The 24,709-nt window shown below is 69.3% G+C and carries 16 protein-coding genes and 3 rRNA genes; 10 read left to right on the forward strand and 9 right to left on the reverse strand.

Going from position 1 to position 24,709, the window contains the following annotated elements; all coding sequences use genetic code 11:
* Nucleotides 1-78 precede the first annotated feature (78 nt).
* The 5 genes from OG871_RS08210 to OG871_RS08230 form a co-directional block, all read right to left on the reverse strand.
* Entirely contained in the window at nucleotides 79-2,574 is a 2,496-nt protein-coding gene (locus OG871_RS08210; RefSeq protein WP_371495476.1) for a sugar phosphate nucleotidyltransferase, read from the reverse strand.
* Between the two features lie 131 nt (nucleotides 2,575-2,705).
* Nucleotides 2,706-3,317 (reverse strand): CDP-alcohol phosphatidyltransferase family protein, encoded by a 612-nt coding sequence (locus tag OG871_RS08215; RefSeq protein WP_371495477.1) that lies wholly within the window; start codon nucleotides 3,315-3,317, stop codon nucleotides 2,706-2,708.
* Between the two features lie 97 nt (nucleotides 3,318-3,414).
* A 5S ribosomal RNA gene (gene rrf, locus OG871_RS08220) occupies nucleotides 3,415-3,531 on the reverse strand.
* A gap of 88 nt (nucleotides 3,532-3,619) precedes the next feature.
* Nucleotides 3,620-6,742, reverse strand: a 23S ribosomal RNA gene (locus tag OG871_RS08225).
* A gap of 283 nt (nucleotides 6,743-7,025) precedes the next feature.
* A 16S ribosomal RNA gene (locus tag OG871_RS08230) occupies nucleotides 7,026-8,548 on the reverse strand.
* Together the 16S, 23S and 5S rRNA genes form the textbook arrangement of a ribosomal RNA operon.
* Before the next feature lie 694 nt (nucleotides 8,549-9,242).
* Here OG871_RS08230 and OG871_RS08235 point away from each other — a divergent pair.
* Nucleotides 9,243-9,692 carry a PTS glucose transporter subunit IIA gene (locus tag OG871_RS08235; protein ID WP_371495480.1) on the forward strand — a complete coding sequence of 150 codons (450 nt, stop codon included), beginning with the start codon at nucleotides 9,243-9,245 and terminating at the stop codon, nucleotides 9,690-9,692.
* Between the two features lie 23 nt (nucleotides 9,693-9,715).
* The gene (gene ptsP / locus OG871_RS08240; RefSeq protein ID WP_371495482.1) at nucleotides 9,716-11,386 is read left to right on the forward strand and encodes a phosphoenolpyruvate--protein phosphotransferase; all 1,671 of its coding nucleotides are present in this window, start codon (nucleotides 9,716-9,718) and stop codon (nucleotides 11,384-11,386) included.
* Nucleotides 11,387-11,452: 66 nt separating this feature from the next.
* Here the strand turns inward: ptsP and OG871_RS08245 are convergent, their stop codons facing one another.
* The 3 genes from OG871_RS08245 to OG871_RS08255 form a co-directional block, all read right to left on the reverse strand.
* The gene (locus OG871_RS08245) at nucleotides 11,453-13,471 is read right to left on the reverse strand and encodes an acetoacetate--CoA ligase (RefSeq protein ID WP_371495484.1); all 2,019 of its coding nucleotides are present in this window, start codon (nucleotides 13,469-13,471) and stop codon (nucleotides 11,453-11,455) included.
* A 135-nt stretch (nucleotides 13,472-13,606) separates the two neighbouring features.
* A complete protein-coding gene (locus tag OG871_RS08250; protein ID WP_371495486.1) occupies nucleotides 13,607-14,158 on the reverse strand; it encodes an NUDIX domain-containing protein in 552 nt (183 codons plus the stop codon).
* A gap of 33 nt (nucleotides 14,159-14,191) precedes the next feature.
* Nucleotides 14,192-15,025, reverse strand: coding sequence for an NUDIX domain-containing protein (locus OG871_RS08255; protein WP_371495488.1), 834 nt, complete (start codon nucleotides 15,023-15,025; stop codon nucleotides 14,192-14,194).
* Between the two features lie 84 nt (nucleotides 15,026-15,109).
* On the opposite strand from OG871_RS08255, the gene mmuM reads away from it, so the two are divergent.
* The 6 genes from mmuM to OG871_RS08285 all read left to right on the forward strand — a co-directional run bounded on the left by mmuM (nucleotide 15,110) and on the right by OG871_RS08285 (nucleotide 21,822).
* Complete coding sequence (gene mmuM, locus OG871_RS08260) at nucleotides 15,110-16,045, forward strand: homocysteine S-methyltransferase (RefSeq protein ID WP_371495490.1); 936 nt, start codon at nucleotides 15,110-15,112, stop codon at nucleotides 16,043-16,045.
* A 96-nt stretch (nucleotides 16,046-16,141) separates the two neighbouring features.
* A complete protein-coding gene (locus OG871_RS08265; RefSeq protein WP_371495492.1) occupies nucleotides 16,142-16,906 on the forward strand; it encodes an IclR family transcriptional regulator in 765 nt (254 codons plus the stop codon).
* Nucleotides 16,907-17,251: 345 nt separating this feature from the next.
* Entirely contained in the window at nucleotides 17,252-17,971 is a 720-nt protein-coding gene (locus OG871_RS08270; RefSeq protein WP_371495494.1) for an MIP/aquaporin family protein, read from the forward strand.
* 101 nt (nucleotides 17,972-18,072) lie between these two features.
* Nucleotides 18,073-19,605, forward strand: a complete 1,533-nt coding sequence (gene glpK / locus OG871_RS08275; RefSeq protein WP_371495496.1) for a glycerol kinase GlpK — start codon at nucleotides 18,073-18,075, stop codon at nucleotides 19,603-19,605.
* Nucleotides 19,606-19,758: 153 nt separating this feature from the next.
* Nucleotides 19,759-21,354: a glycerol-3-phosphate dehydrogenase/oxidase gene (locus OG871_RS08280; protein WP_371495498.1), complete on the forward strand. Its 1,596-nt coding sequence runs from the start codon at nucleotides 19,759-19,761 to the stop codon at nucleotides 21,352-21,354.
* An 87-nt stretch (nucleotides 21,355-21,441) separates the two neighbouring features.
* Nucleotides 21,442-21,822, forward strand: a complete 381-nt coding sequence (locus OG871_RS08285) for a hypothetical protein (RefSeq protein WP_371495500.1) — start codon at nucleotides 21,442-21,444, stop codon at nucleotides 21,820-21,822.
* Between the two features lie 33 nt (nucleotides 21,823-21,855).
* Here the strand turns inward: OG871_RS08285 and OG871_RS08290 are convergent, their stop codons facing one another.
* Nucleotides 21,856-23,415, reverse strand: coding sequence for a DHA2 family efflux MFS transporter permease subunit (locus OG871_RS08290; RefSeq protein ID WP_371495502.1), 1,560 nt, complete (start codon nucleotides 23,413-23,415; stop codon nucleotides 21,856-21,858).
* Nucleotides 23,416-23,503: 88 nt separating this feature from the next.
* Here OG871_RS08290 and OG871_RS08295 point away from each other — a divergent pair, with 88 nt between their 5' ends.
* Both OG871_RS08295 and OG871_RS08300 read left to right on the forward strand, forming a co-directional pair.
* Nucleotides 23,504-24,154 (forward strand): TetR/AcrR family transcriptional regulator, encoded by a 651-nt coding sequence (locus OG871_RS08295; RefSeq protein WP_371495504.1) that lies wholly within the window; start codon nucleotides 23,504-23,506, stop codon nucleotides 24,152-24,154.
* Nucleotides 24,155-24,220: 66 nt separating this feature from the next.
* Nucleotides 24,221-24,676: a carboxymuconolactone decarboxylase family protein gene (locus OG871_RS08300; RefSeq protein WP_371495506.1), complete on the forward strand. Its 456-nt coding sequence runs from the start codon at nucleotides 24,221-24,223 to the stop codon at nucleotides 24,674-24,676.
* Nucleotides 24,677-24,709: the final 33 nt, after the last annotated feature.

The raw sequence follows: 24,709 nt of genomic DNA on the forward strand, positions 1-24,709 counted from the left end.
GTGACATCTCCCGGGCAGGCCGACGGGGTGGCACGGCCGCCTCGCCGTTCCACCCCGCCGTACCCGCGACATCCGGTCCTACCGGCCCGCGGAGTCGACCACCACACCCCACTCCTCCAGCAGCTGCTGGGCCGCCTGGTCGTCCGGGCCCTCGGCCCACAGGTGGGTGACGGCCTCGGCCGGGTCCGGCAGGACGAGCGTCCAGCGCCCGTCGGGCTCCACCACGCGCACGCCGTCCGTGGTGTCCAGCCGGCGGGAGCCGGCCGCCTCCACCACCGAGCGCATCACCATGCCCTTGGCCGCCCACGGGGTGGCGACGTCACGACGCTGGATGTGCGCCTGCGGGATCCGCGCGTCGATCTGGCTGAGCGTGAGCTGCGTCCGGGCCACCAGCCCCACCAGCCGGACGAACGCCGCGGCGCCGTCCAGCACACCGCTGAACTCCGGCACGACGAACCCGCCGCGGCCGTCCCCGCCGAACACCGTGCCCTCGGTGGTGGCGGCCTTGGCCAGATCGTCCGGCGAGGTGGACGTCCAGATGACCTGGGTCCCGTGGTACGCCGCCACCTGCTCGGCGATCCGCGTCGTGGTCACCGGCAGCGCCACCTGACCGCTGCGGCGCTCGGCCGCCACCAGGTCGAGCAGCACCAGCAGCGCCCGGTCGTCGTCGATCACGCGCCCCAGCTCGTCCACGAAGGACACCCGCTCGCCGACCGGGTCGAAGCGCACCCCGAAGGCGGCCCGCGAGGAGGCCACCAGCTCGCCCAGGCGCGCCAGCGCGGCCCGACGCTCCTCGACATCCTCGGTCGGCCTGGACTCGTCCAGACCGCTGTCGACGGTCAGCGCCTCGACCCCCAGCCGGCCCAGGATGCTGGGCAGCACCAGCCCGGCACTGCCGTGCGCGGCATCCACCACCACCTTGAGCCCGGCCTCCCGGACACCCGTGGTGTCCACCGCCCGCAGCAGGTTGCCCGCGTACGAGTCGAACACGCTGGACGGGTGCAGCAGGTCGCCGATCTCACCGGGGAAGGCCCGCCGGAACTCCTGCCGGGAGTACACCCGGTCGAGCTTCCGCTGCTTGGCCTGCGACAGGTCGGCGCCCCGCTCGTCGAAGAACAGGATGTCCAGCGAGTCCGGCACTCCGGGCGTGGTCCGCAGGAACACGCCGCCGGCACTGCCGCGGGCCGTGTGCTGCCGGGCCACCGGCATCGGCACGTTCTCGAGGTCACGGACGTCGATCGCGCTGGTCTGCAGCGCGGAGATCATCGCCCGCTTGAGTGCCCGCGCACCACGCGAGTGGTCACGCGCGATGGTGACCGTCGCGCCCTTCTTGAGCGTCGTCGCGTACGCCCCCGCCAGCCGGACCGCCAGTTCCGGGGTGATCTCGACATTCAGCACGCCGGAGACGCCGCGCACCCCGAACAGGTGCTCCTGGCCGCGCGACTCCCAGATCACCGAGGTGTTGACGAACGCACCGGCCTCGATCGTCTTGAACGGGTAGACCCGGACGTTGGCGGCGATGTTCGATTCCTCGCCGATCAGGCACTCGTCACCGATCACCGCCCCGTCGTCGATCCGGGCCGCGCGCATGACGTCGGTGTTCTTGCCGACCACACACCCGCGCAGGTTGCTCTGCGGCCCGATGTAGACGTTGTCGTGGATCACCGCCTTGTGCAGGAACGCCCCGCGCTTCACCACGACGTTGCTGCCCAGCACCGTGTGCTCACGCAGCTCGACCCCGGCCTCCACCTTGGCGTAGTCGCCGATGTACAGCGGGCCCCGCAGGATGGCCTCCGGGTCCACCTCGGCACCCTCGGCGATCCACACCCCCGGCGAGATCTCGAAGCCGTCCAGCTCGACCTGGACCTTGCCCTCCAGCACGTCGGCCTGGGCCTTCACATAGCTCTCGTGCGTACCGACGTCCTCCCAGTAGCCCTCGGCCACGTAGCCGTAGACCGGCTTGCCCTCCTTGAGGAGCTGGGGGAAGACGTCGCTCGACCAGTCCACCGACTCGCCGGCCGCGACATAGTCGAAGACCTCGGGCTCCATCACATAGATGCCGGTGTTCACCGTGTCGGAGAACACCTGGCCCCAGGTCGGCTTCTCCAGGAAGCGCTCGACCCGGCCTTCGTCGTCGGTGATCGTGATGCCGAATTCCAGAGGATTGGGCACGCGTGTCAGACATACGGTGACGATCGCGCCCTTGGCCTTGTGGAACGCGATCAGCTCGGAAAGATCGAAATCGGTCAGCGCGTCGCCGGAGATCACCAGGAACGAGTCGTCCTTGAGCGCGTCCTCGGCGTTCTTGACACTGCCCGCCGTACCCAGCGGGACTTCCTCATTGGCATAAGTGAGGTGCATACCCAGGTCTTCGCCGTCACCGAAGTAGTTCTTGACCAGTGAGGCCAGGAACTGGACGGTGACGACGGTGTCCGAGAGGCCGTGCTTCCTGAGCAGCCGCAGCACGTGCTCCATGATCGGCCTATTGGCGACCGGCAGGAGCGGCTTCGGCATGCTTGAGGTCATCGGGCGGAGGCGGGTGCCCTCCCCGCCTGCCATCACAACGGCTTTCATTGCGGGTGCGTCCTCCTTCTCGGTGGTGGACCCTCTGGATCCATCAAACCGTTCAAGAGGTTGTCTACCCGGATCAAACCGTCCGACGCACCGTGTGGGCCGTGTGAAACCTCTCGGTCCACGGCCCCGGGTCAGGCGGCTGCGGCCCGTGCCGCCTTGACGATCCGGCCGGCCTGCACCGCGTACAGGATGCCCGCCCACCAGTAGAGCACCGTGCCCCACCAGATGAACGCCCAGCTGACCACCCCGGCCGTCCGGGAGATCCAGCTGTCACCGTTGCCCAGGAGGAGGAGCGGGAAGGCGTACATCAGGTTGAAGGTGGCCGCCTTGCCGAGGAAGCTCACCTGCAGCGGCCCGTACCCGTACCGGGCGAGGATCGGCAGCAGCGCCCCGATGAACACCTCGCGCGCCAGCAGGACGGCCGTCACCCACCACGGCAGGATCCCCCGCCAGGTGAGCCCGATCAGCGTCGACAGCACGTACAGCCGGTCCGCGGCCGGGTCGAGGATCTGTCCCAGCCGGCTGATCTGCCCCCACCGGCGGGCCAGCTTCCCGTCGAGGTAGTCGCTCACCCCGCTCGCCATCAGCAGCGCGACCGCCCAGCCGTCGTTGTTCGGTCCCCCGAACACCGGCCAGAGAATCAGCCACAGGAAGACCGGGACTCCCACCAGCCGGCCCATGCTCAGCAGGTTGGGAATGGTGAGGACGCGGTCCGTCTGGACACGCGTCTCCTGGACCTCCACCTGGGGGCCTCCTGGTGCTCACGACAACTTGTGCGGCATTGACCATACAGCAAAGAAGCCCCCCACCTGGGAAGGTGAGGGGCTTCTCTGAAAGATTGTTCGGCGGCGTCCTACTCTCCCACAGGGTCCCCCCTGCAGTACCATCGGCGCTTTGAGGCTTAGCTTCCGGGTTCGGAATGTAACCGGGCGTTTCCCTCACGCTATGACCACCGAAACACTATGAAACTGTCAACCGCACCAGCCATGTGACCAAACCTGGCTGGGGTCGTTGTTTCAGAACAACACAGTGGACGCGAGCAACTGAGGACAAGCCCTCGGCCTATTAGTACCGGTCAACTCCACCCCTCACAGGGCTTCCATATCCGGCCTATCAACCCAGTCGTCTACTGGGAGCCTTACCCTCTCAAGGAGGTGGGAGTGCTCATCTCGAAGCAGGCTTCCCGCTTAGATGCTTTCAGCGGTTATCCCTCCCGAACGTAGCCAACCAGCCATGCCCTTGGCAGGACAACTGGCACACCAGAGGTTCGTCCGTCCCGGTCCTCTCGTACTAGGGACAGCCCTTCTCAACACTCCTACGCGCACAGCGGATAGGGACCGAACTGTCTCACGACGTTCTAAACCCAGCTCGCGTACCGCTTTAATGGGCGAACAGCCCAACCCTTGGGACCTACTCCAGCCCCAGGATGCGACGAGCCGACATCGAGGTGCCAAACCATCCCGTCGATATGGACTCTTGGGGAAGATCAGCCTGTTATCCCCGGGGTACCTTTTATCCGTTGAGCGACGGCGCTTCCACAAGCCACCGCCGGATCACTAGTCCCGACTTTCGTCCCTGCTCGACCCGTCAGTCTCACAGTCAAGCTCCCTTGTGCACTTACACTCAACACCTGATTGCCAACCAGGCTGAGGGAACCTTTGGGCGCCTCCGTTACTCTTTAGGAGGCAACCGCCCCAGTTAAACTACCCACCAGACACTGTCCCTGATCCGGATCACGGACCCAGGTTAGACATCCAGCACGACCAGAGTGGTATTTCAACGACGACTCCACCCAAACTGGCGTTTGGGTTTCAAAGTCTCCCACCTATCCTACACAAGCCGAACCGAACACCAATATCAAGCTATAGTAAAGGTCCCGGGGTCTTTCCGTCCTGCTGCGCGAAACGAGCATCTTTACTCGTAATGCAATTTCACCGGGCCTATGGTTGAGACAGTCGAGAAGTCGTTACGCCATTCGTGCAGGTCGGAACTTACCCGACAAGGAATTTCGCTACCTTAGGATGGTTATAGTTACCACCGCCGTTTACTGGCGCTTAAGTTCTCAGCTTCGCCACACCGAAATGTGACTAACCGGTCCCCTTAACGTTCCAGCACCGGGCAGGCGTCAGTCCGTATACATCGCCTTACGGCTTCGCACGGACCTGTGTTTTTAGTAAACAGTCGCTTCTCGCTGGTCTCTGCGGCCACCCCCAGCTCGGAGTGCAAGACTCGTCACCAGGAATGGCCCCCCTTCTCCCGAAGTTACGGGGGCATTTTGCCGAGTTCCTTAACCATAGTTCACCCGAACGCCTCGGTATTCTCTACCTGACCACCTGAGTCGGTTTGGGGTACGGGCCGCCATGAAACTCGCTAGAGGCTTTTCTCGACAGCATAGGATCATCCACTTCACCACAATCGGCTCGGCATCAGGTCTCAGCCTCAATGAGTGACGGATTTGCCTATCACTCGGCCTACACCCTTACCCCGGGACAACCACCGCCCGGGCTGGACTACCTTCCTGCGTCACCCCATCGCTCACCTACTACCCTGTTGGGTCACCGGCTCCACCACGTCCCTTTGTCCGAAGACTCCGGGCCGGCTTCACGGGCTTAGCATCAAGAGGTTCGACGTTGGCGCTTCAAAGCGGGTACGGGAATATCAACCCGTTGTCCATCGACTACGCCTGTCGGCCTCGCCTTAGGTCCCGACTTACCCTGGGCAGATCAGCTTGACCCAGGAACCCTTGGTCAATCGGCGCAAGAGTTTCTCACTCTTGTATCGCTACTCATGCCTGCATTCTCACTCGTGTACCGTCCACAACTGGATTCCTCCGCTGCTTCACCCGGCACACGACGCTCCCCTACCCATCCACACAGCCGTTGGGCCTATATATGTGAATGACACGACTTCGGTGGTGTACTTGAGCCCCGCTACATTGTCGGCGCGGAATCACTTGACCAGTGAGCTATTACGCACTCTTTCAAGGGTGGCTGCTTCTAAGCCAACCTCCTGGTTGTCTCTGCGACTCCACATCCTTTCCCACTTAGCACACGCTTAGGGACCTTAGTCGGTGTTCTGGGCTGTTTCCCTCTCGACCATGGAGCTTATCCCCCACAGTCTCACTGCCGTGCTCTCACTTACCGGCATTCGGAGTTTGGCTAAGGTCAGTAACCCGGTGAGGCCCATCGCCTATCCAGTGCTCTACCTCCGGCAAGAAACACACGACGCTGCACCTAAATGCATTTCGGGGAGAACCAGCTATCACGGAGTTTGATTGGCCTTTCACCCCTAACCACAGGTCATCCCCCAGGTTTTCAACCCTGGTGGGTTCGGTCCTCCACACGGTCTTACCCGCGCTTCAACCTGCCCATGGCTAGATCACTCCGCTTCGGGTCTTGGGCATGCAACTCAACCGCCCTATTCGGACTCGCTTTCGCTACGGCTACCCCACACGGGTTAACCTCGCTACACACCGCAAACTCGCAGGCTCATTCTTCAAAAGGCACGCAGTCACGAGACACACAGCAAGCTGCACATCCGACGCTCCCACGGCTTGTAGGCACACGGTTTCAGGTACTATTTCACTCCGCTCCCGCGGTACTTTTCACCATTCCCTCACGGTACTATCCGCTATCGGTCACTAGGGAATATTTAGGCTTAGCGGGTGGTCCCGCCAGATTCACACGGAATTTCTCGGGCTCCGTGCTACTTGGGAGAAGCTCAAGTGAGCCGTACAAGTTTCGTCTACGGGGGTCTTACCCTCTACGCCGGACCTTTCGCATGTCCTTCGACTACCCATACGGTTTCTGACTCACCCAGCCGCCGGCAGACGACTGAAGAACTTTCCCACGACCCCGAAGTGGCAACCCCTGCCGGGTCTCACACCACTCCGGTTTAGCCTCATCCGGTTTCGCTCGCCACTACTCCCGGAATCACGGTTGTTTTCTCTTCCTGCGGGTACTGAGATGTTTCACTTCCCCGCGTTCCCTCCACATACCCTATGTGTTCAGGTATGGGTGACAGCCCATGACGACTGCCGGGTTTCCCCATTCGGAAACCCCCGGATCAAAGCCTGGTTGACGGCTCCCCGGGGACTATCGTGGCCTCCCACGTCCTTCATCGGTTCCTAGTGCCAAGGCATCCACCGTGCGCCCTTAAAAACTTGGCCACAGATGCTCGCGTCCACTGTGCAGTTCTCAAACAACGACCAGACACCCACCATCAACCCACCAACAGGCGGACATCAAGTAGGACCGGCTCACTGAAGCAACGACCAACCGGCCGTTCCCTCAGGACCCAACAACGTGCCCGACACACCCAACCCCAGGATTCGCTTTCCACGCCGAAGCAGTACTCGCAGTCCCCAGGACCAGTGTGTGCCGAATAGTCAACGTTCCACCCATGAGCGAGCACTCCGGAACATTCGTCCGAAGCTGCTATGTGCTCCTTAGAAAGGAGGTGATCCAGCCGCACCTTCCGGTACGGCTACCTTGTTACGACTTCGTCCCAATCGCTGGTCCCACCTTCGACGGCTCCTCCCCTTACGGGTTAGGCCACCGGCTTCGGGTGTTACCGACTTTCGTGACGTGACGGGCGGTGTGTACAAGGCCCGGGAACGTATTCACCGCAGCATGCTGATCTGCGATTACTAGCAACTCCAACTTCATGGGGTCGAGTTGCAGACCCCAATCCGAACTGAGGCCGGCTTTTTGGGATTCGCTCCGCCTCGCGGCATCGCAGCCCTTTGTACCGACCATTGTAGCACGTGTGCAGCCCAAGACATAAGGGGCATGATGATTTGACGTCGTCCCCACCTTCCTCCGAGTTGACCCCGGCAGTCTCCTGTGAGTCCCCATCACCCCGAAAGGCATGCTGGCAACACAGAACAAGGGTTGCGCTCGTTGCGGGACTTAACCCAACATCTCACGACACGAGCTGACGACAACCATGCACCACCTGTATACCGACCACAAGGGGGCTACATCTCTGCAGCTTTCCGGTATATGTCAAGCCTTGGTAAGGTTCTTCGCGTTGCGTCGAATTAAGCCACATGCTCCGCTGCTTGTGCGGGCCCCCGTCAATTCCTTTGAGTTTTAGCCTTGCGGCCGTACTCCCCAGGCGGGGAACTTAATGCGTTAGCTGCGGCACCGACGACGTGGAATGTCGCCAACACCTAGTTCCCAACGTTTACGGCGTGGACTACCAGGGTATCTAATCCTGTTCGCTCCCCACGCTTTCGCTCCTCAGCGTCAGTAATGGCCCAGAGATCCGCCTTCGCCACCGGTGTTCCTCCTGATATCTGCGCATTTCACCGCTACACCAGGAATTCCGATCTCCCCTACCACACTCTAGCCTGCCCGTATCGAATGCAGACCCGGGGTTAAGCCCCGGGCTTTCACATCCGACGCGACAGGCCGCCTACGAGCTCTTTACGCCCAATAATTCCGGACAACGCTCGCACCCTACGTATTACCGCGGCTGCTGGCACGTAGTTAGCCGGTGCTTCTTCTGCAGGTACCGTCACTTGCGCTTCTTCCCTGCTGAAAGAGGTTTACAACCCGAAGGCCGTCATCCCTCACGCGGCGTCGCTGCATCAGGCTTTCGCCCATTGTGCAATATTCCCCACTGCTGCCTCCCGTAGGAGTCTGGGCCGTGTCTCAGTCCCAGTGTGGCCGGTCGCCCTCTCAGGCCGGCTACCCGTCGTCGCCTTGGTAGGCCATTACCCCACCAACAAGCTGATAGGCCGCGGGATCATCCTGCACCGCCGGAGCTTTACACCCACCCCCATGCGAGGACAGGTCATATCCGGTATTAGACCTCGTTTCCAAGGCTTGTCCCAGAGTGCAGGGCAGATTTCCCACGTGTTACTCACCCGTTCGCCACTGATCCACCCCGAAGGGCTTCACCGTTCGACTTGCATGTGTTAAGCACGCCGCCAGCGTTCGTCCTGAGCCAGGATCAAACTCTCCGTGAATGTCTACCGGTCATCCGGTAACCACTCGCGTTGAGCGGCACGGCAACCACCGGAATAGGGCGGCCCCGCGCACTGCGTCCTCGCTAGTGTTTTGTTACTAAAGGAATCTCCAACCGATCCGAAAGGACCGGCCGGGGATGTCAACATATCTGGCGTTGACTTTTGGCACGCTGTTGAGTTCTCAAGGAACGGACACTTCCTTCGGACCGCCTTCCAGCGGGCCCTCCGGGCGCTTCGTTCGTGTTTCAAGCTTACCAGAGTCCGTTTACCCGGTCTTAACCGGATCTTTACGTTCCCGATTTGCTCTGTTCACCGCTGTGTCGCGGCGACTCGGCCAACCATAGCGGCCTGGCGGCGGAGCGCCTAATCGGGCCGCACCGGATGTCACCCGGACGGGTGCACCGGCGGCGCCCGTCCGGGCCGGGCGGGGCGATCGTCGGCACTCACCTCGATGCCGTAGAGTGCCGCCCGTCGACCAAGAGGACTAGACCACTTGGGTGCCCGCGGGCCGGCTGGCGCCGGGCTGCGGCTCGATTCGTGCACGGCCGTCCACACGGACCGCACACACGGGCCTCGGGCAACCTGGCGGTATGTCATGAGATGTCCGAAGTTGACATAATTTAGGCTTCAGTCGATGTACGAGCCGCTGTTCCGCGGCCACACGCGCTGTACTCCGCACCTGGGAGGCTCCACCATGACCACTGTGACGTCGCCGCTTGCCGGTCGCGCCGTCGGGCTCGCCGCCGTGCCCGACCCCGTCTTCGCCGGCGCCATGGTGGGCCCCGGCACCGCGATCGACCCGGTGCGTGAACCCACCGCGGCGGTGGCGCCGGTGGACGGTCTGGTGGTGTCGATGCACCCGCACGCGTTCGTCGTGATGGACGAGAACGGCCGCGGGGTGCTGACCCACCTGGGGATCGACACCGTGCAGCTGAACGGTGAGGGCTTCGAACTGCTGGTCAGCAAGGGCGACCAGGTGAGGCGCGGCCAGCCGGTGATCAAGTGGAACCCGGCCGCGGTCGAGGCGGCCGGGAAGTCGCCGATCTCCCCGATCGTCGCTCTGGAGGCGCCGGCCGAGGCGCTCAGCGCGGTGGCCGAGGCCGGCGACGTACCCGTCGGCGGCGCACTGTTCACCTGGAACTGACGGCGGTGAGAGGAATTCAGGAGATGGAGCAGTCGCTGCGCGGCGTGGGCGTCAGCCACGGGGTCGCGATCGGACAGGTCCGGCACATGGGGACGGCCGTCCTGGAGCCGCCGGCCACCCGGATCCCGACCGAGGACGCGCCCCGCGAGCAGGCCCGGGCGCAGGCGGCCGTCGACGCGGTGGCCGCGGACCTGATCGCCCGCGGCAACCTGGCCGGCGGTGAGGCGCAGGCCGTGCTGGAGGCGCAGGCGCTGATGGCACAGGACCCGGAGCTGATGGCGGACGTCAGCCGTCGGATCGCGGTCGGCAGCAGCGCCGAGCGCGGGGTGTACGACGCCTTCGCCGCGTACCGGGCGCTGCTGGCGTCGGCCGGGGACTACCTGGCCGGGCGGGTCGCCGACCTGGACGACGTGCGCAACCGGATCGTGGCGCGGCTGCTGGGCGTCCCGATGCCCGGAGTGCCGGACAGCGACGAGCCGTACGTGCTGTTCGCCCGGGATCTGGCGCCGGCGGACACCGCGCTGCTGGACCCGACACTCGTGCTCGGCTTCGTGACCGAGGAGGGCGGGCCGACCAGCCACAGCGCCATCCTGGCGCGGGCGATGGGGGTACCGGCCGTGGTCGCGCTGCCGGGCGCCACCGACGTGGCCGAGGGCACCATGGTGGCGGTGGACGGCAGCTCCGGCGACGTCCTGGTGGAGCCGAGCGCCGCCAAGCAGGAGGCCCTGCGGCGGGTGGCGGCCGAGCGGAAGGCGGCGCTGGCGGCGTCCTCCGGTCCCGGCCGCACCTCGGACGGGCACAAGGTGCCGCTGCTCGCGAACATCGGCGGGCCGGCCGATCTGCCGGCGGCCCTGGAGGCCGGGGCGGAGGGCGTGGGGCTGTTCCGCACGGAGTTCCTGTTCCTGGACGACTCGGCGAAGGCGCCGACCGAGGACAAGCAGGTCGAGGCGTACCGCAGGGTGCTGGAGGCCTTCCCGGAGAGCCGGGTGGTGGTCCGGGTGCTGGACGCGGGCGCGGACAAGCCGCTGGACTTCCTGACCCCGGCGGACGAGCCGAACCCGGCGCTCGGGGTGCGCGGCCTGCGGACCCTGCTGGAGCACCCGGAGGTGCTGCGGACCCAGCTGCGTTCGCTGGCGAAGGCCGCCGAGGGGCTGCCGGTGCACCTCGAGGTGATGGCCCCGATGGTGGCTGACCGGGTGGACGCGAAGGCGTTCGCGGATGCCTGCCGGGAGGCGGGGCTGGACGCGAAGTTCGGTGCCATGGTCGAGATCCCGTCGGCCGCGCTGCGGGCCCGATCGATCCTGCAGGAGGTCGAGTTCCTCTCGCTGGGGACCAACGACCTGGCCCAGTACACCTTCGCCGCCGACCGGCAGGTCGGGGCGCTGGCCCGGCTGCAGGACGCCTGGCAGCCGGCGCTGCTGGACCTGATCGCGCTGTCCGCCGAGGCGGCGAAGGCGGTCGGGAAGAGCTGCGGCGTGTGCGGCGAGGCCGCCTCGGACCCGCTGCTGGCCTGTGTGCTGACCGGCCTGGGTGTCACCAGCCTGTCGATGGGCGCCGCGTCGATCCCGTACGTGCGGACGGCGCTGGCCAAGTACACGCTGGCGCAGTGCCGGCGGGCGGCCGAGGCGGCGCGGGCCGCCGACACCGCCGAGGATGCGCGGGCCGCCGCGCAACAGGTGCTGTCCGGGGAGTGATCCCGGGACGGGTGAGGGAGAAGGGGCGCTGCCACCGTGGGGGTTGGCAGCGCCCCTTCGCGCTGTTCAGGAGCGGCGCTCGCGGCCGAGCCGCTCGAAGAAGCGCAGGTGGTCGAGGTTGTCGACGGAACCCGGGTTGACCGCCTGGGCGAGCGGGGTGCCGGACAGCAGGCGCTTGACGGGGACCTCGATGCGCTTGCCGGTGAGGGTGTGCGGCAGTCCGGTGACGGCGATGACCTCGTCGGGGACGTGGCGCGGGGAGAGCTCGGTGCGCAGCGAGGTGCGGATGCGGCCGATCAGCTCCTCGTCCAGGGCGGCGCCGGGGGCGAGGACGACGAACAGCGGCATCCAGTAGCCGCCCTCGGGCTCCTCCAGGCCGATCACGAGGGACTCGGCGATCTCGGGGAGCCGCTCGACCACCTCGTAGATGTCGGCCGAGCCCATCCGGACGCCCTGGCGGTTGAGGGTGGAGTCGGAGCGGCCGTGGATGACCACGGTGCCGCGGGAGGTGACGGTGATCCAGTCGCCGTGGCGCCAGGTGCCCGGGTACATGTCGAAGTAGCTGTCGCGGTAGCGGGTGCCGTCCGGGTCGTTCCAGAAGCCGGTGGGCATGGAGGGCAGCGGCTTGGTGACGACGAGCTCGCCGACCTCGTCGGTGTGCGGCTTGCCCTGGACGTCCCAGGACTCGACCGCGGCGCCGAGGCAGGGGGCCTGGATCTCGCCGAGGTACACCGGGAGGGTGGGGACGCCGCCGACGAAGCAGCTGCAGACGTCGGTGCCGCCGCTGACCGAGGCGAGCCAGATGTCCTGCTTGACCTCGTCGTAGATCCACTGGAAGCCGTCGGGCGGCAGCGGGGAGCCGGTGGTGCCCAGGCAGCGGACGGCGGACAGGTCGAGGTCGCGGCCGGGGTGGAGCTCGGCCTTGCGGCTGGCGATCACGTAGGCGGCGGAGGTGCCGACGACGGTGGCCCGGGTGCGGGCGGCGACCGACCAGAAGGCGCCGGTGTCGGGGTGGCCGGGGCTGCCGTCGTAGGTGACGATCGTGGATCCGACCAGCAGGCCGGCGATGAGGAAGTTCCACATCATCCAGCCGGTGGAGGTGTACCAGAGGAAGCGGTCCTCGGGGCCGAGGTCGAGGTGGAGGGAGGCCTGCTTGAGGTGCTCCAGCAGGATGCCGCCCTGGCTCTGCACGATGGCCTTGGGCAGGCCGGTGGTGCCGGAGGAGTAGAGGACCCAGAGCGGGTGTTCGAAGGGGACCTGCTCGAAGACCGGCTCGGCGTCGCCCGCGGTCAGGTCGGCCCAGTCCAGTGCGCCGTCGGGGGCCCGGCCGCCGAGCAGCGGGACGTGCACGACGGTGTGCAGGGAGGGCAGCTCGGCGCGCAGTTCGGCGACCACGTCGGTGCGGTCGTGGTTCCTGCCGCCGTAGTGGTAGCCGTCGACGGCGAAGAGGACGACGGGCTCGATCTGCTGGAGCCGGTCGAGGACGCTGCGGGCACCGAAGTCGGGGGCGCAGCTGGTCCAGACGGCGCCGACGGCGGCGGTGGCCAGGAGCGCGACGGCGGCCTGCGGGATGTTGGGCAGGTAGGCGCCGACCCGGTCGCCCGGGCGGACGCCGCGGGCGCGCAGGGCCGCGGCGAGGGCGCCGACCTGGCGGCGCAGCTCGGCCCAGCTGGTCGCGACGGGCTCGGCGGTGGTCTCGTCGAGGTGCAGGATGGCCGGTTCGGCGGCGTGCGCGGGGTTCTCGCCGTGGCGCAGCGCGTGCTCGGCGTAGTTGAGGCGGGCGCCGGGGAACCAGCGGGCGCCGGGCATCGCCGGGTCGGCGAGGACGGCCTCGGGCGGGGTGCCGAAGCGGATGTCGAAGTACTCGGTGACGGCCTGCCAGAACCGGTCGAGGTCCTCGGTGGACCACGCGTGCAGGGCCGCGTAGCGGGTGGCGGCCTGCTCGTCGTCGGCGGCCGGGGCGAGCGGGGCGGCCGGAGCTCCGTGGTGCTCGGCGGCCCAGGCCTGGAAGGCCACCAACCGGGTGGCGGCGGCGCGGGCGGGGGCGGGGCGCCAGAGCGGCTGGTCCTGGGGTGGGGTGCTCACGGTGGTGGTCTCCCGGCCGGTACGTGGGGACGGGCGGTGCTTGTGGCGGGCCCGCCCGAGGGACGCTGACGGAGCAGACCATGCCATGTGATCGTCTGCCGCGCCAGGGTCCGCCACGCCACTCGCAGGCGCTGGTCAGTGGGGGTCGGCCACAAGGTGGTCGTACTCGCCCTTGAACCAGGCCCGGGAGACCCGGATGTGGAAGGGGAAGGCGAGCGGGGTGCCGGGGTCGGCGAGCTGCCAGCCGTCGGTCTCCTCGGTGGGGACGGAGGGCGGCAGGTCGGCGAGGGCGCGGGCGGGGAGGAGGCCGAACAGGCAGAGGAAGCCGCCGGCGGCGTCGGAGTCGGTGGCGACCAGGGTGACGTCGGCGGGGTCGGCCTCGATGCCGGTCTCCTCGCGCAGTTCCCGGGCGGCGGCCTGCTGCCAGCTCTCGCCGAAGTCGACGTAGCCGCCGGGCAGGGCGAGCTCGCCGTAGCCGGGTTCGATGGTGCGGCGGATGACGACCAGGCCGCGGGTGCCGTCGGGCCGGTCGACGGGGAGCAGGACGACGGTGACGGGCAGCGGGTTGCGGTAGCTGATCTCGGAGCAGCCGGGGCAGGTGCGGGGCCAGCCCTCGGTGTTCGGCGGGTAGGGCGTGCCGCACCAGTGGCAGTGGGAGTTGGGGCGGTGGGACTGCGCGCTCGTCATGGGACGGATGGTAGTGCGGCGTGGGTCGCCGGGTCAGGGGATCCGCTGCTCGCGGCCGGGGCGCAGCAGCGGGGGGTGCAGGAGGCGGGCGTCGCCGGCGCGGTAGTGGCGGGCGCGGGGGCCGCCGCGGGTGCCGCCGCGGTCGCTGGTGGTGCCGGTCTGTTCGACGAAGCCGGGGACGGAGAGCACCTTGCGGTGGAAGTTGCCGGCGTGCAGCTTCTCGCCCCAGACGGCCTCGTAGACGGCGCGTAGCTCGGGGATGGTGAAGGTGGGGTCGAGGAAGGCGGTGGCCAGGGGCCGGTACTCGAGTTTGGCGCGGGCGCGGTCGAGGCCGTGGGTGAGGATGGTGGCGTGGTCGAAGGCGAGCGGGGTACGGCCGTCGGCTCCGGTGCCGGTGAGGTCGAGGGTGTGGACGGGGTGCCAGGCGGCGGCGGCCGCGTCGGTGCCGGCTGTGGGGGCGGGCAGGTCGGGGGCGAAGGCGAGGTGGGCGACGGAGACCACGTGCATGCGGGGGTCACGGGCCGGGTCGCCGAAGGTGCCGAGCTGTTCGAGGTGGACGCGGCCGAGGGCGGCGGTGCCCTCGGTGCCGTGCAGGCCGGTCTCCTCGGCCAGTTCGCGGACGGCGGCCTGTTCGAGGTTCTCCCGGCCGGCGCGGAGGAAGCCGCCGGGCAGCGCCCAGTGGCCCTGGAAGGGGGGTTCGGCGCGTTCGACGAGGAGGACGCAGAGTTCGCCCTCGCGGAGGGTCAGGGCGACCACGTCGACGGTGACGGCGACGGGGGCGTAGGCGCGGGGGTCGTAGGCGGCGAGCCACTCCTGTTCGGCGTCCGGTCGGTCCGCGGACGGGTCCGCGGAGGTGTCGGCGGGCATGGGGTCTCCTGCGGTCGGGTGTCGTGCTCGGGGTGAGCGCAACATAGCGCACGGGCCGGCCGGGCATGCCTAGAGTGGCTGGGGATGTCCCTGCTGCGCCAGGAGGTCCGAGTGCTCACCTCTCCCCCGGGATCGTTCGCCGCCGCCGTCGCGGCCGGGCCGCTGGTGCTGGACGGCGGGTTGTCGAACCAGCTGGTGGCGGCCGGCTATGTGCTGGCGGACGAGCTGTGGTCGGCGCGGCTGCTGGTGGACCGGCCGCAGGCGCTGGTGGACGCGCACCTCGGGTACTTCCGGGCCGGGGCCCAGGTGGCGATCACCGCCAGCTACCAGGCGAGCTTCGAGGGGTTCGCGCGGCGCGGGGTGGGGCGGGCGGAGGCGGCCCGGCTGCTGGCGTCGAGTGTGGCGCTGGCGCGGACGGCGGCCGAGTCGGCCGGGCCGCAGCGCTGGGTGGCGGCGTCGGTCGGGCCGTACGGGGCGGTGCTGGCGGACGGGTCGGAGTACCGCGGGCGGTACGGGCTGAGCGTGGCGCAGCTGGAGCGGTGGCACCGGCCGCGGGTGGAGGTGCTGGCGGCGGCCGGGCCGGACGTACTGGCGCTGGAGACCGTCCCGGACCTGGACGAGGCGGAGGCGCTGCTGCGGGTGGTGCGGGGGCTGGGGGTGCCGGTGTGGCTGTCGTTCAGTGTGGCGGGCGGGCGGACCCGGGCGGGGCAGCCGCTGGCCGAGGCGTTCGCGGTGGCGGCGGAGGCGCCGGAGGTGGTGGCGGTGGGGGTGAACTGCTGCCCGCCCGCCGATGCGGACCTGGCGGTGCCGCTGGCGGCGGAGGTGTCGGGGAAGCCGGTGGTGGTGTACCCGAACAGCGGTGAGCGGTGGGACGCGGGGGCGCGCGGCTGGGCGGGCGAGCCGACATTCCGGGGCGGCCGGGTGGCGCTCTGGCTGGCGGACGGGGCGCGGCTGGTGGGCGGGTGCTGCCGGGTCGGTGAGCGGGAGATCGGGGAGCTGGCGCGCGCCGTCCGGGGATGATGATCCGGAAAGGTGCACGTACGGCCTGTGGCCTGGCAGACTCATGGCGATACTCTTGCGGTCGACATTGTCGACCGTCTGTCAGGGAGGTAGCCGATGCCCGGCCCGATCCAGTCGCTCTCCCGGGCCGCCGCGATATTGCGGCTGCTGGCCGGAGGTGAGCGCCGGCTCGGCCTGTCCGAGGTGGCCACGGCTCTGGACCTGGCCAAGGGGACGGCGCACGGGATCCTGCGCACCCTCCAGCAGGAGGGGTTCGTCGAGCAGGACGCCGAGAGCGGGAAGTACCAGCTGGGAGCCGAGCTGCTGCGGCTCGGCCAGAGCTATCTGGACGTGCACGAGCTGCGCGCCAGGGCCCTGGTCTGGGCCGACGACCTGGCCCGCGCGTCCGGCGAGACGGTGTACCTGGGCGTGCTGCACCAGCGGGGGGTGCTGATCGTGCACCACGTCTTCCGCCCGGACGACACCCGGCAGGTGCTGGAGGTCGGCTCGATGCAGCCGCTGCACAGCACCGCGCTGGGCAAGGTGCTGCTGGCGTACGACCCGGTGGCGCGCGGCGAGCTGGGCGAGGGGCCGCTGCAGTCGTACACGGTGCGCACGCTGACCGACCCGGCCGTGGTGGACGCCGAGTGCGCGCTGATCCGTGAGCGCGGCTGGGCGGACTCGGTCGAGGAGACCTGGGAGGGGGTGGCCTCGATCGGCGCGCTGATCCAGGACCGGCGGCGCAATCCGGTGGGCGCCGTGTGCATCTCGGGGGCGGTGGAGACGGTCTGCGAGGACGGTTTCGTGAAGCCCTCGCTGGTCGCGTCGGTGCGCAGCGCGGCGCGGGCGATCTCCCGCGACCTGGGCGCCGGGCGCTTCTGACCTCCTCCGTCCTTCCGTACGACCCTTCCGCCATGGCGCGGGCAGGCCTGTGGGCCTGCCCGCGCCATGGCTTTTCGCGCTCCGCGCGCACGGCTGCAGGATCGATGAGTCACAGGTGCATAACCCGGCCTTGACGCAGAGGTGACCGGAGAGGGAAGCTTCCGCATGTCGGTCGACAATGTCGAACGATGGTTGAACTGAACCGCACTCCCCCGGCGCTCACCCGCTCAGCGGTCAGCCCAGCCGCCCCCCGGTACGAATCCCCGGGACGGGAGCCGTACCGCCTTCCCCCACCCTTGCTCCGGACCATTCGGACATAGGAGCCAGACAGACGAAGGAGTCTGTGTGTCCGCGTTCTCCAACGGCGACATCTTTGTCGGCGAGACCCTCGGTACTGCTGCTCTGATACTCCTGGGCGGTGGCGTCTGCGCCGCTGTCACTCTCAAGAAGTCCAAGGCGATCAACGCCGGCTGGCTGGCCATCACCTTCGGCTGGGGCTTCGCGGTCCTGATCGCCGCCTACATGTCGGCCCCCAAGTCCGGTGCGCACCTCAACCCGGCCGTCACCCTCGCCATCGCCACCGACACCGGCGAGTGGGACAAGGTGCCGCTCTACCTCGGCTCCCAGATGCTCGGCGCGATGATCGGCGCCGTTCTGGTCTGGGCCACCTACCTCGGCCAGTTCCAGGCCAACGAGGAACCGACGCTCGGCATCTTCTCGACCGGTCCGGAGATCCGGAACACGTTCCAGAACCTGCTCACCGAGATCATCGGCACCTTCGTGCTCTGCCTGGCGATCCTGACCCAGGGCCTCACCAAGGGCCTGGGCCTGTCCGGCACCGGCATCCTGATCGTCGCACTCACCGTCGTCGGTATCGGCCTGTCGCTCGGCGGCCCGACCGGCTACGCGATCAACCCGGTCCGCGACCTCGGCCCGCGCATCGTCCACTCGCTGCTGCCCATCCCCCACAAGGGCGGCTCCGACTGGTCCTACGCGTGGATCCCGGTGGCCGGCCCGGTCATCGGCGGCCTGCTGGCGGGTGGCTTCTACCACCTCGCCTTCTGACCGGGTAGCGCCGAATGGGGTTTGCCCCTCTCCCGCTCCCGGGGACTGACCTCACGTCAGGCCCGCCCACCCCGAATCCCTCATCCCGAGCCGAGGACCCTATGACCACCACTGGCAACGCCGCCGGCAACTACATCGCCGCGATCGACCAGGGCACGACCTCCAGCCGTTGCATCATCTTCGGCGCCGACGGCCGGATCGTCGCCGTCGACCAGCAGGAGCACTCGCAGATCTTCCCGCAGCCCGGCTGGGTCGAGCACGACGCCGCCGAGATCTGGACCCGCGTCCAGTCGGTGGTCCGCGGCGCTCTGGACAAGGCGGGGCTGACCAAGGACGACATCCGCGCGATCGGTATCACCAACCAGCGCGAGACCACCGTCCTGTGGGACAAGAACACCGGCGAGCCCGTCCACAACGCGCTGGTCTGGCAGGACACCCGGACCGAGGGCCTGTGCCGCGAGCTGGGCCGCAACGTCGGCCAGGACCGCTTCCGCCGCGAGACCGGCCTGCCGCTGGCCAGCTACTTCGCCGGCCCGAAGATCCGCTGGCTGCTGGACAACGTCGAGGGCCTGCGGGAGCGCGCCGAGGCCGGCGACATCCTGTTCGGCACCATGGACACCTGGGTGATCTGGAACCTCACCGGCGGGGTGAACGGCGGCAAGCACATCACCGATGTGACCAACGCCAGCCGCACCATGCTGATGAACCTCGCCACGCTGGCCTGGGACGAGAAGATCGCCGAGTCGATGGGCGTGCCGCTGGCCGTCCTGCCGGAGATCCGCTCCTCCGCCGAGGTCTACGGCAACGCCGTCGGCGACCTGGAGGGCGTGCCGGTCGCCTCCGCGCTCGGCGACCAGCAGGCCGCGCTGTTCGGCCAGACCTGCTTCAGCGAGGGCGAGGCCAAGTCGACCTACGGCACCGGCACCTTCCTGCTGCTGAACACCGGCGAGAAGATCGTCAACTCGTACCACGGCCTGCTCACCACGGTCGGCTACCGGATCGGCGACCAGGCCCCGGTGTACGCCCTGGAAGGCTCGATCGCGGTCACCGGATCGCTGGTGCAGTGGCTGCGCGACCAGCTCGGCATCATCTCCACCGCCGCCGAGATCGAGACCCTGGCCAACACCGTCGAGGACAACGGCGGCGCCTACTTCGTACCGGCCTTCTCCGGCCTGTTCGCCCCGTACTGGCGCTCCGACGCCCGCGGTGTGATCGCCGGTCTCACCCGGTACGTCACCAAGGGCCACCTGGCCCGCGCCGTCCTGGAGGCCACCGCCTGGCAGACCCGCGAGGTCGTCGACGCCATGCAGAAGGACTCCGGCGTCGAGCTGACGGCCCTCAAGGTCGACGGCGGCATGACCTCCAACAACCTGCTGATGCAGAACATCGCCGACGTCCTGGACGCTCCCGTCGAGCGCCCGTACGTCGCCGAGACCACCGCCCTCGGCGCGGCCTACGCGGCCGGCCTCGCGGTCGGCTTCTGGCCCGACCTGGACACCCTGCGGGCCAACTGGCACCGCGCCGCCGAGTGGACTCCCCGCATGGACGAGGCCACCCGGGAGCGGGAGTACAAGAAGTGGCTCAAGGCCGTGGAGCGCACCATGGGCTGGGTGGAGGAGGACGAGCAGAGCTGACCGGGCAACCGGCCGGGGCCACGGGCCCCGGCCGGTCGTTCCGGTTTTCGAACACGGCCCGCCGCACCGGGCCGACCGGCCTGCAGCACCAGGCCGCACCGCACACCGAGAGGAGAAACGGCGCCGCCCGACCCGCGCCGCCGTAACCACACCATGGCAACCATCCCGACCCTGGGCGCCGAGCGCACCGCCGGCCGTACCGCCTCCCGCGCCGAGACCCGCGAACTGCTGGGCAAGGCCACCTACGACCTGCTGGTGATCGGCGGCGGCATCCTCGGTACCGCCACCGCCTGGACCGCCGCCCAGGCCGGTCTCAAGGTCGCCATGGTCGACGCCGGCGACTTCGCCGGCGCCACCTCCAGCGCCTCCTCCAAGCTCGTCCACGGCGGTCTGCGCTACCTGCAGACCGGCGCCGTGAAGCTGGTCGCGGAGAACCACAAGGAGCGCCGCGCGCTCGCCACCGACGTGGCCCCGCACCTGGTCAACCCGCTGACCTTCTTCGTCCCGGTGTACAAGGGCGGCCCGCACAGCGCCCCCAAGCTCGGCGCCGGCGTCTTCCTCTACTCCGCGCTGTCCGCCTTCCGCGACGGCATGGGCCGGGTCTCCACCGCCGCGCACGCCGCGCAGCAGGTGCCCGCGCTGCGCACCGAGGGCCTGCAGGCCGTCGCGGTCTACGGCGACCACCAGATGAACGACTCCCGGGTCGCCGTGATGACGGTGCGCGCCGCCGTCGACGCGGGCGCCGTCGCGCTCAACCACGCCGAGGTCACCGGCCTGCGCTTCACCGGCACCCGGGTCACCGGCGCCGAGCTGCGGGACCGCCTGGACGGCACCGAGTTCGGCGTCAGCGCCCGCCTGGTGCTCAACGCCACCGGCCCCTGGGTCGACCACCTGCGCAAGATGGAGGACGCCGGCGCCGCGCCGTCGATCCGCCTCTCCAAGGGCGCGCACGTCGTCGTCAAGCGCCGCACCCCGTGGCGCGCCGCGCTGACCATCCCGATCGACAAGTACCGCGTCTCCTTCGCCATCCCGTGGGAGGACCACGTCCTGCTCGGCACCACCGACGAGGAGTACACCGGCGACCCGCAGGACGTCCGCGCCACCGAGGCCGACATCGACCAGATCATGGACGAGGCCGGCCACGCGATCCGCGACGAGCACCTCGACCGGGACCTGATCACCTACTCCTTCGCCGGCCTGCGGGTGCTGCCCGGCGGCCCCGGCGACACCGCCGCCGCCAAGCGCGAGACCGTGGTCACCGAGGGCCGCGGCGGCATGCTGTCGGTGGCCGGCGGCAAGTGGACCACCTACCGGCACATCGGCCGCACCGTGCTGGAGAAGCTCAAGCACGTCCCCGGCACCGGCTTCGCCGAGGACGTCTCGCCGTTCCCGGCGACCGTGCCGCTGCCCGGCATCGGCGCCCCGAACGCGGTCGCGCACCGGCTGCTGATGGACCGCGAGGCCGGCTCCCGGATGGAGCCGCTGGTCGCCAAGCACCTGGCCAGCCACTACGGCACGCTCTCCTTCGACATCGCCCGCCTGATCGCCGAGCGTCCGGAGCTCGGCGAGCCGATCCACGCCGACGGCCCCGACGTGTGGGCCCAGGTCGCGTACGCCGCCGACAACGAGTGGGCGTACACCGTGGACGACGTGCTGCGCCGCCGCACCACCATGACGGTCCGCGGTCTGGACACCCCGGAGATCCGCGCGAAGGTCGAGGCCTTCCTGGCCGAGCGCGACGCCAAGTAGCCCGGGCCGCACCGCGGTTCGCCGGAAATCGTTCGCCCCCTTCTCCCGCCGGTGCCTGGCATCCGGCGGGAGAAGGGGGCGATTCGCGTGGTGCGCAGGACGCCGCAGGAGAAGAAACGGCTCAGCTGTCCGAAGGACCGTCGGGGGCTGCACGGGGAGAACGACAAGTCCTCGCGCAGGAACGTCCCCCGCGCCCGGCAGGACCGTCACCAGGAGCTGCGCCGCACGGAGCAGCCGGCGCCGCACCGGATCCGGGCCTACGGGGGCACGTCGGACGACTCCGAGACCCGCTTCCGGCGCCGGGGCACCGGGGAGTGGCGCAAGTGGCCGGACTTCACGCCCTCCTCGGCCGTCGAGCACCGGCTGCGGCGCCGGGTGGAGCGTGGCGGAACGGACGGCGCCCAGGCCGCCGAGCGGATCGCGCGGATCCGGCGGCGGCTGGGCGTGGCCCCGGGCGCGGAGCCGTGAGCCGCCGGACCGGTCCACCGCTCCGGGGGTGGGCTAGCTGTACTGATCCACCGGGGTCCTGGCGGCCGGGGTCGCGGGTCCGCCGGCCGGGGCCGGGCGGCGGAGCAGGACGAGGGCGGCGGCCGCGCCCGACAGGGCGATCGCGGCACAGGTCCAGGTGCCACTGTGCATGGCCGTGGTGAAGGCCTGGTTCGCGGCGTCCACCAGGCGGCCGCCCTGCGCCGGCGGGAGGTGGGCGGCGACCACGTGGGCGGAGGGGAGGTCCGCGTCGGCGGGCGGCGGGGCCGACGGCAGCGCGGTGCGCAGGTGGTCGCGGTAGGAGGCGGAGACCACGGTGCCGACCACCGCGATGCCGAGGACGCCGCCGAGTTCGCGGACCACGCCGTTGAGCGCGCTCGCCATCGGCGCCTTCTCCCGGGGCAGGGCGGCGACGGCCGCCGCGCTGGCCGGGGCCATGATCAGGCCCATGCCCGCGCCGACCACCGCCATGGCGACGGAGAGCAGGGCGAACGGGGTGTCGACCCGGACCAGCGAGACCCCGGCGAGGCCGAGCGCCATCAGGGTGAGGCCGCCGGCGATGGAGCTGCGGGCGCCGATCCGGGCCGTGGTGCGGTCGCTGGTGGCGGCGGTGGCCGCCATCGCCAGGGCGAACGGGAGCGCACCGAGGCCGGCGCCCAGCGGGCTGTACCCGTGCACCAGCTGGAGGTACTGGGTGAAGACGAACAGCAGGCCGAACAGGGCGAAGAAGGTGACGGCCAGCACCGCGCCCGCGACGCTGACCGCGCGCACGGCGAACATCCGGATGTCGACCATCGGCTGGGCGGCTCGCAGCTCCCAGAGCGCGAACCCGGCCAGCAGCACGGCCGCCGCGAGGGCCTCGACGAGTGTGGCCGAGGAGAGCCAGCCGCGCTCCGGGCCACGGACGATCACGTCGACCAAGGCGGCCAGGCCGGTGGCCGACAGCAGCAGGCCGAGGACGTCGAGCGGGCCGGTCCGGCGGCCCGGCAGCGCAGGGATCAGGGCGACGGCGGCGGCCAGGGCCGCAGCGACCAGGGGCACGTTGATCCAGAACACGCTGCCCCAGGAGAAGTGTTCGAGCAGCAGGCCGCCGGCGATCGGGCCGATCACGATGCCGAGTCCGGCGGTGGCGGACCAGATGGCGATGGCCTTGGGCCGTTCCCGTTCGCCGAACAGCGACACGATGGTGGACAGCGTGGCCGGCATGACGAAGGCCGCGCCCAGCCCCATCACCGCGCGCAGGGCGATCAGTTGGGCCGCCGAGTCGGCGTTGGCGGCGACCGCCGAGGCCAGCGCGAAGACCGTCAGGCCGGCGATCAGCGAGCGGCGCTGGCCGAAGCGGGCACCGAGCCCGCCCGCGGTGATCAGCATCGCGGCGAAGACCAGGGTGTAGGCGTTGTTGATCCACTGCAGGTCGGCGGTGGAGGCGTGCAGCGCCGTGGCGAGGGCCGGCAGGGCGGTGTTGAGCACGGTGTTGTCGATGGTGACGACCACCAGCGAGGAGCAGAGGGCGGCCAGGGCCGCCCAGCGGCGCGGGTGGCCGGGGTCCGGATCGGGCGCGGTCGAGGGGCCCATGGGCTTCCTAACTCTCGTAACCTTACGGCCGTTAGCGGTTGAGTGGGGAAGCTAGCGCACTGGCCTAACAGGTGTAAAGTCACTTCTCATGGAGAAGGAGCCGCCCGCCACCGACCTGCGGGAAGAGCCACCGGCCCGGCCCAGGAACCGTCGGGGCGAGGGCCCCCGGCTGCGCGAGGAGATCATCCGGGCGGCCATCGCGCTGATCGAACGCGAGGGCTCCAAGGAGGCCGTCACCCTGCGCGCGGTGGCCCGCGAGGTCGGCATCGCCGCCCCCTCCATCTACGGCCACTTCGCCGACCGGGACGCCATCGTGGACGCCGTCGTCGGCGAGGCGCTGGCCCGGCTGCAGCGCACGACCGAGACCGCCACCGCCGCCCACGACGACCCGGTGGACGCGCTGCTCGCCGGCTGCGCCGCGTACGTGGAGTTCGGCACCCGCGAGCCGGCCTGCTACCGGATCGTCTTCGGCTCCTCCCGGCAGCGGGTGGAGCCGTCCCCCTGCGAGGGCCCGAGCCGGCCGAACGGACTGGACTCGTTCATGGCCCTGGTGCGCAGCCTGGAGACCTGCGTCGAGGCCGGACGGTCCGCCAGCACCGACCCGTTCGGTGACGCCGTCGCGCTGTGGACGGCGCTGCACGGGCAGGTCACGCTGCGCGCCGCGTTGCCGGACTTCCCCTGGCCGCCGACCGACACCGTGGAGCAGCTGGTCCGCCGGCTCGGTCTGATCATCGGCTAGGGCTCGTCACACTCTCCCGTCGCGATCCGTCAGACCGGTAACGACGAGATTTCGAGGAGAGCGATCATGCAGGCACGGATGCAGAACCCCGCGGTGGTCATTCCCGAGGCCATGCCGGCCGTTCTGAGTGTGGCCAAGGCCGCACAGAAGGGCGGAGTGCCGCAGGCGACGCTGGAGCTGGTGCACCTGCGGGCGAGCCAGATCAACGGCTGCGGCTACTGCGTGGTCGGAGGCGTGGCCAGTGCGCGCAAGGCGGGTGAGAGCGACGAGCGGCTGTCCGCGGTGGCGGCCTGGCGGGACGCGCCGTACTTCACGGCCGCCGAGCGGGCGGCGCTGGCGCTGGCCGAGGCCGTGACCCGGCTGAGCGACCGGACCGACCCGGTGCCGGACCCGGTCTGGGACGAGGCGGCGCGGCACTTCGACGAGAAGCAGCTGTCGGGGCTGGTCCTGTGGATCGGGGTGACCAACCTCTTCAACCGGCTGAACGTGACCACCCGCCAGGTCGCGGGCGCCACCTGGTAGTCCGGGCACGCGAAGGGGGCGCCCGGACCACCG

This window comes from Kitasatospora sp. NBC_00374, from assembly GCF_041434935.1.
Lineage (GTDB): Bacteria > Actinomycetota > Actinomycetes > Streptomycetales > Streptomycetaceae > Kitasatospora.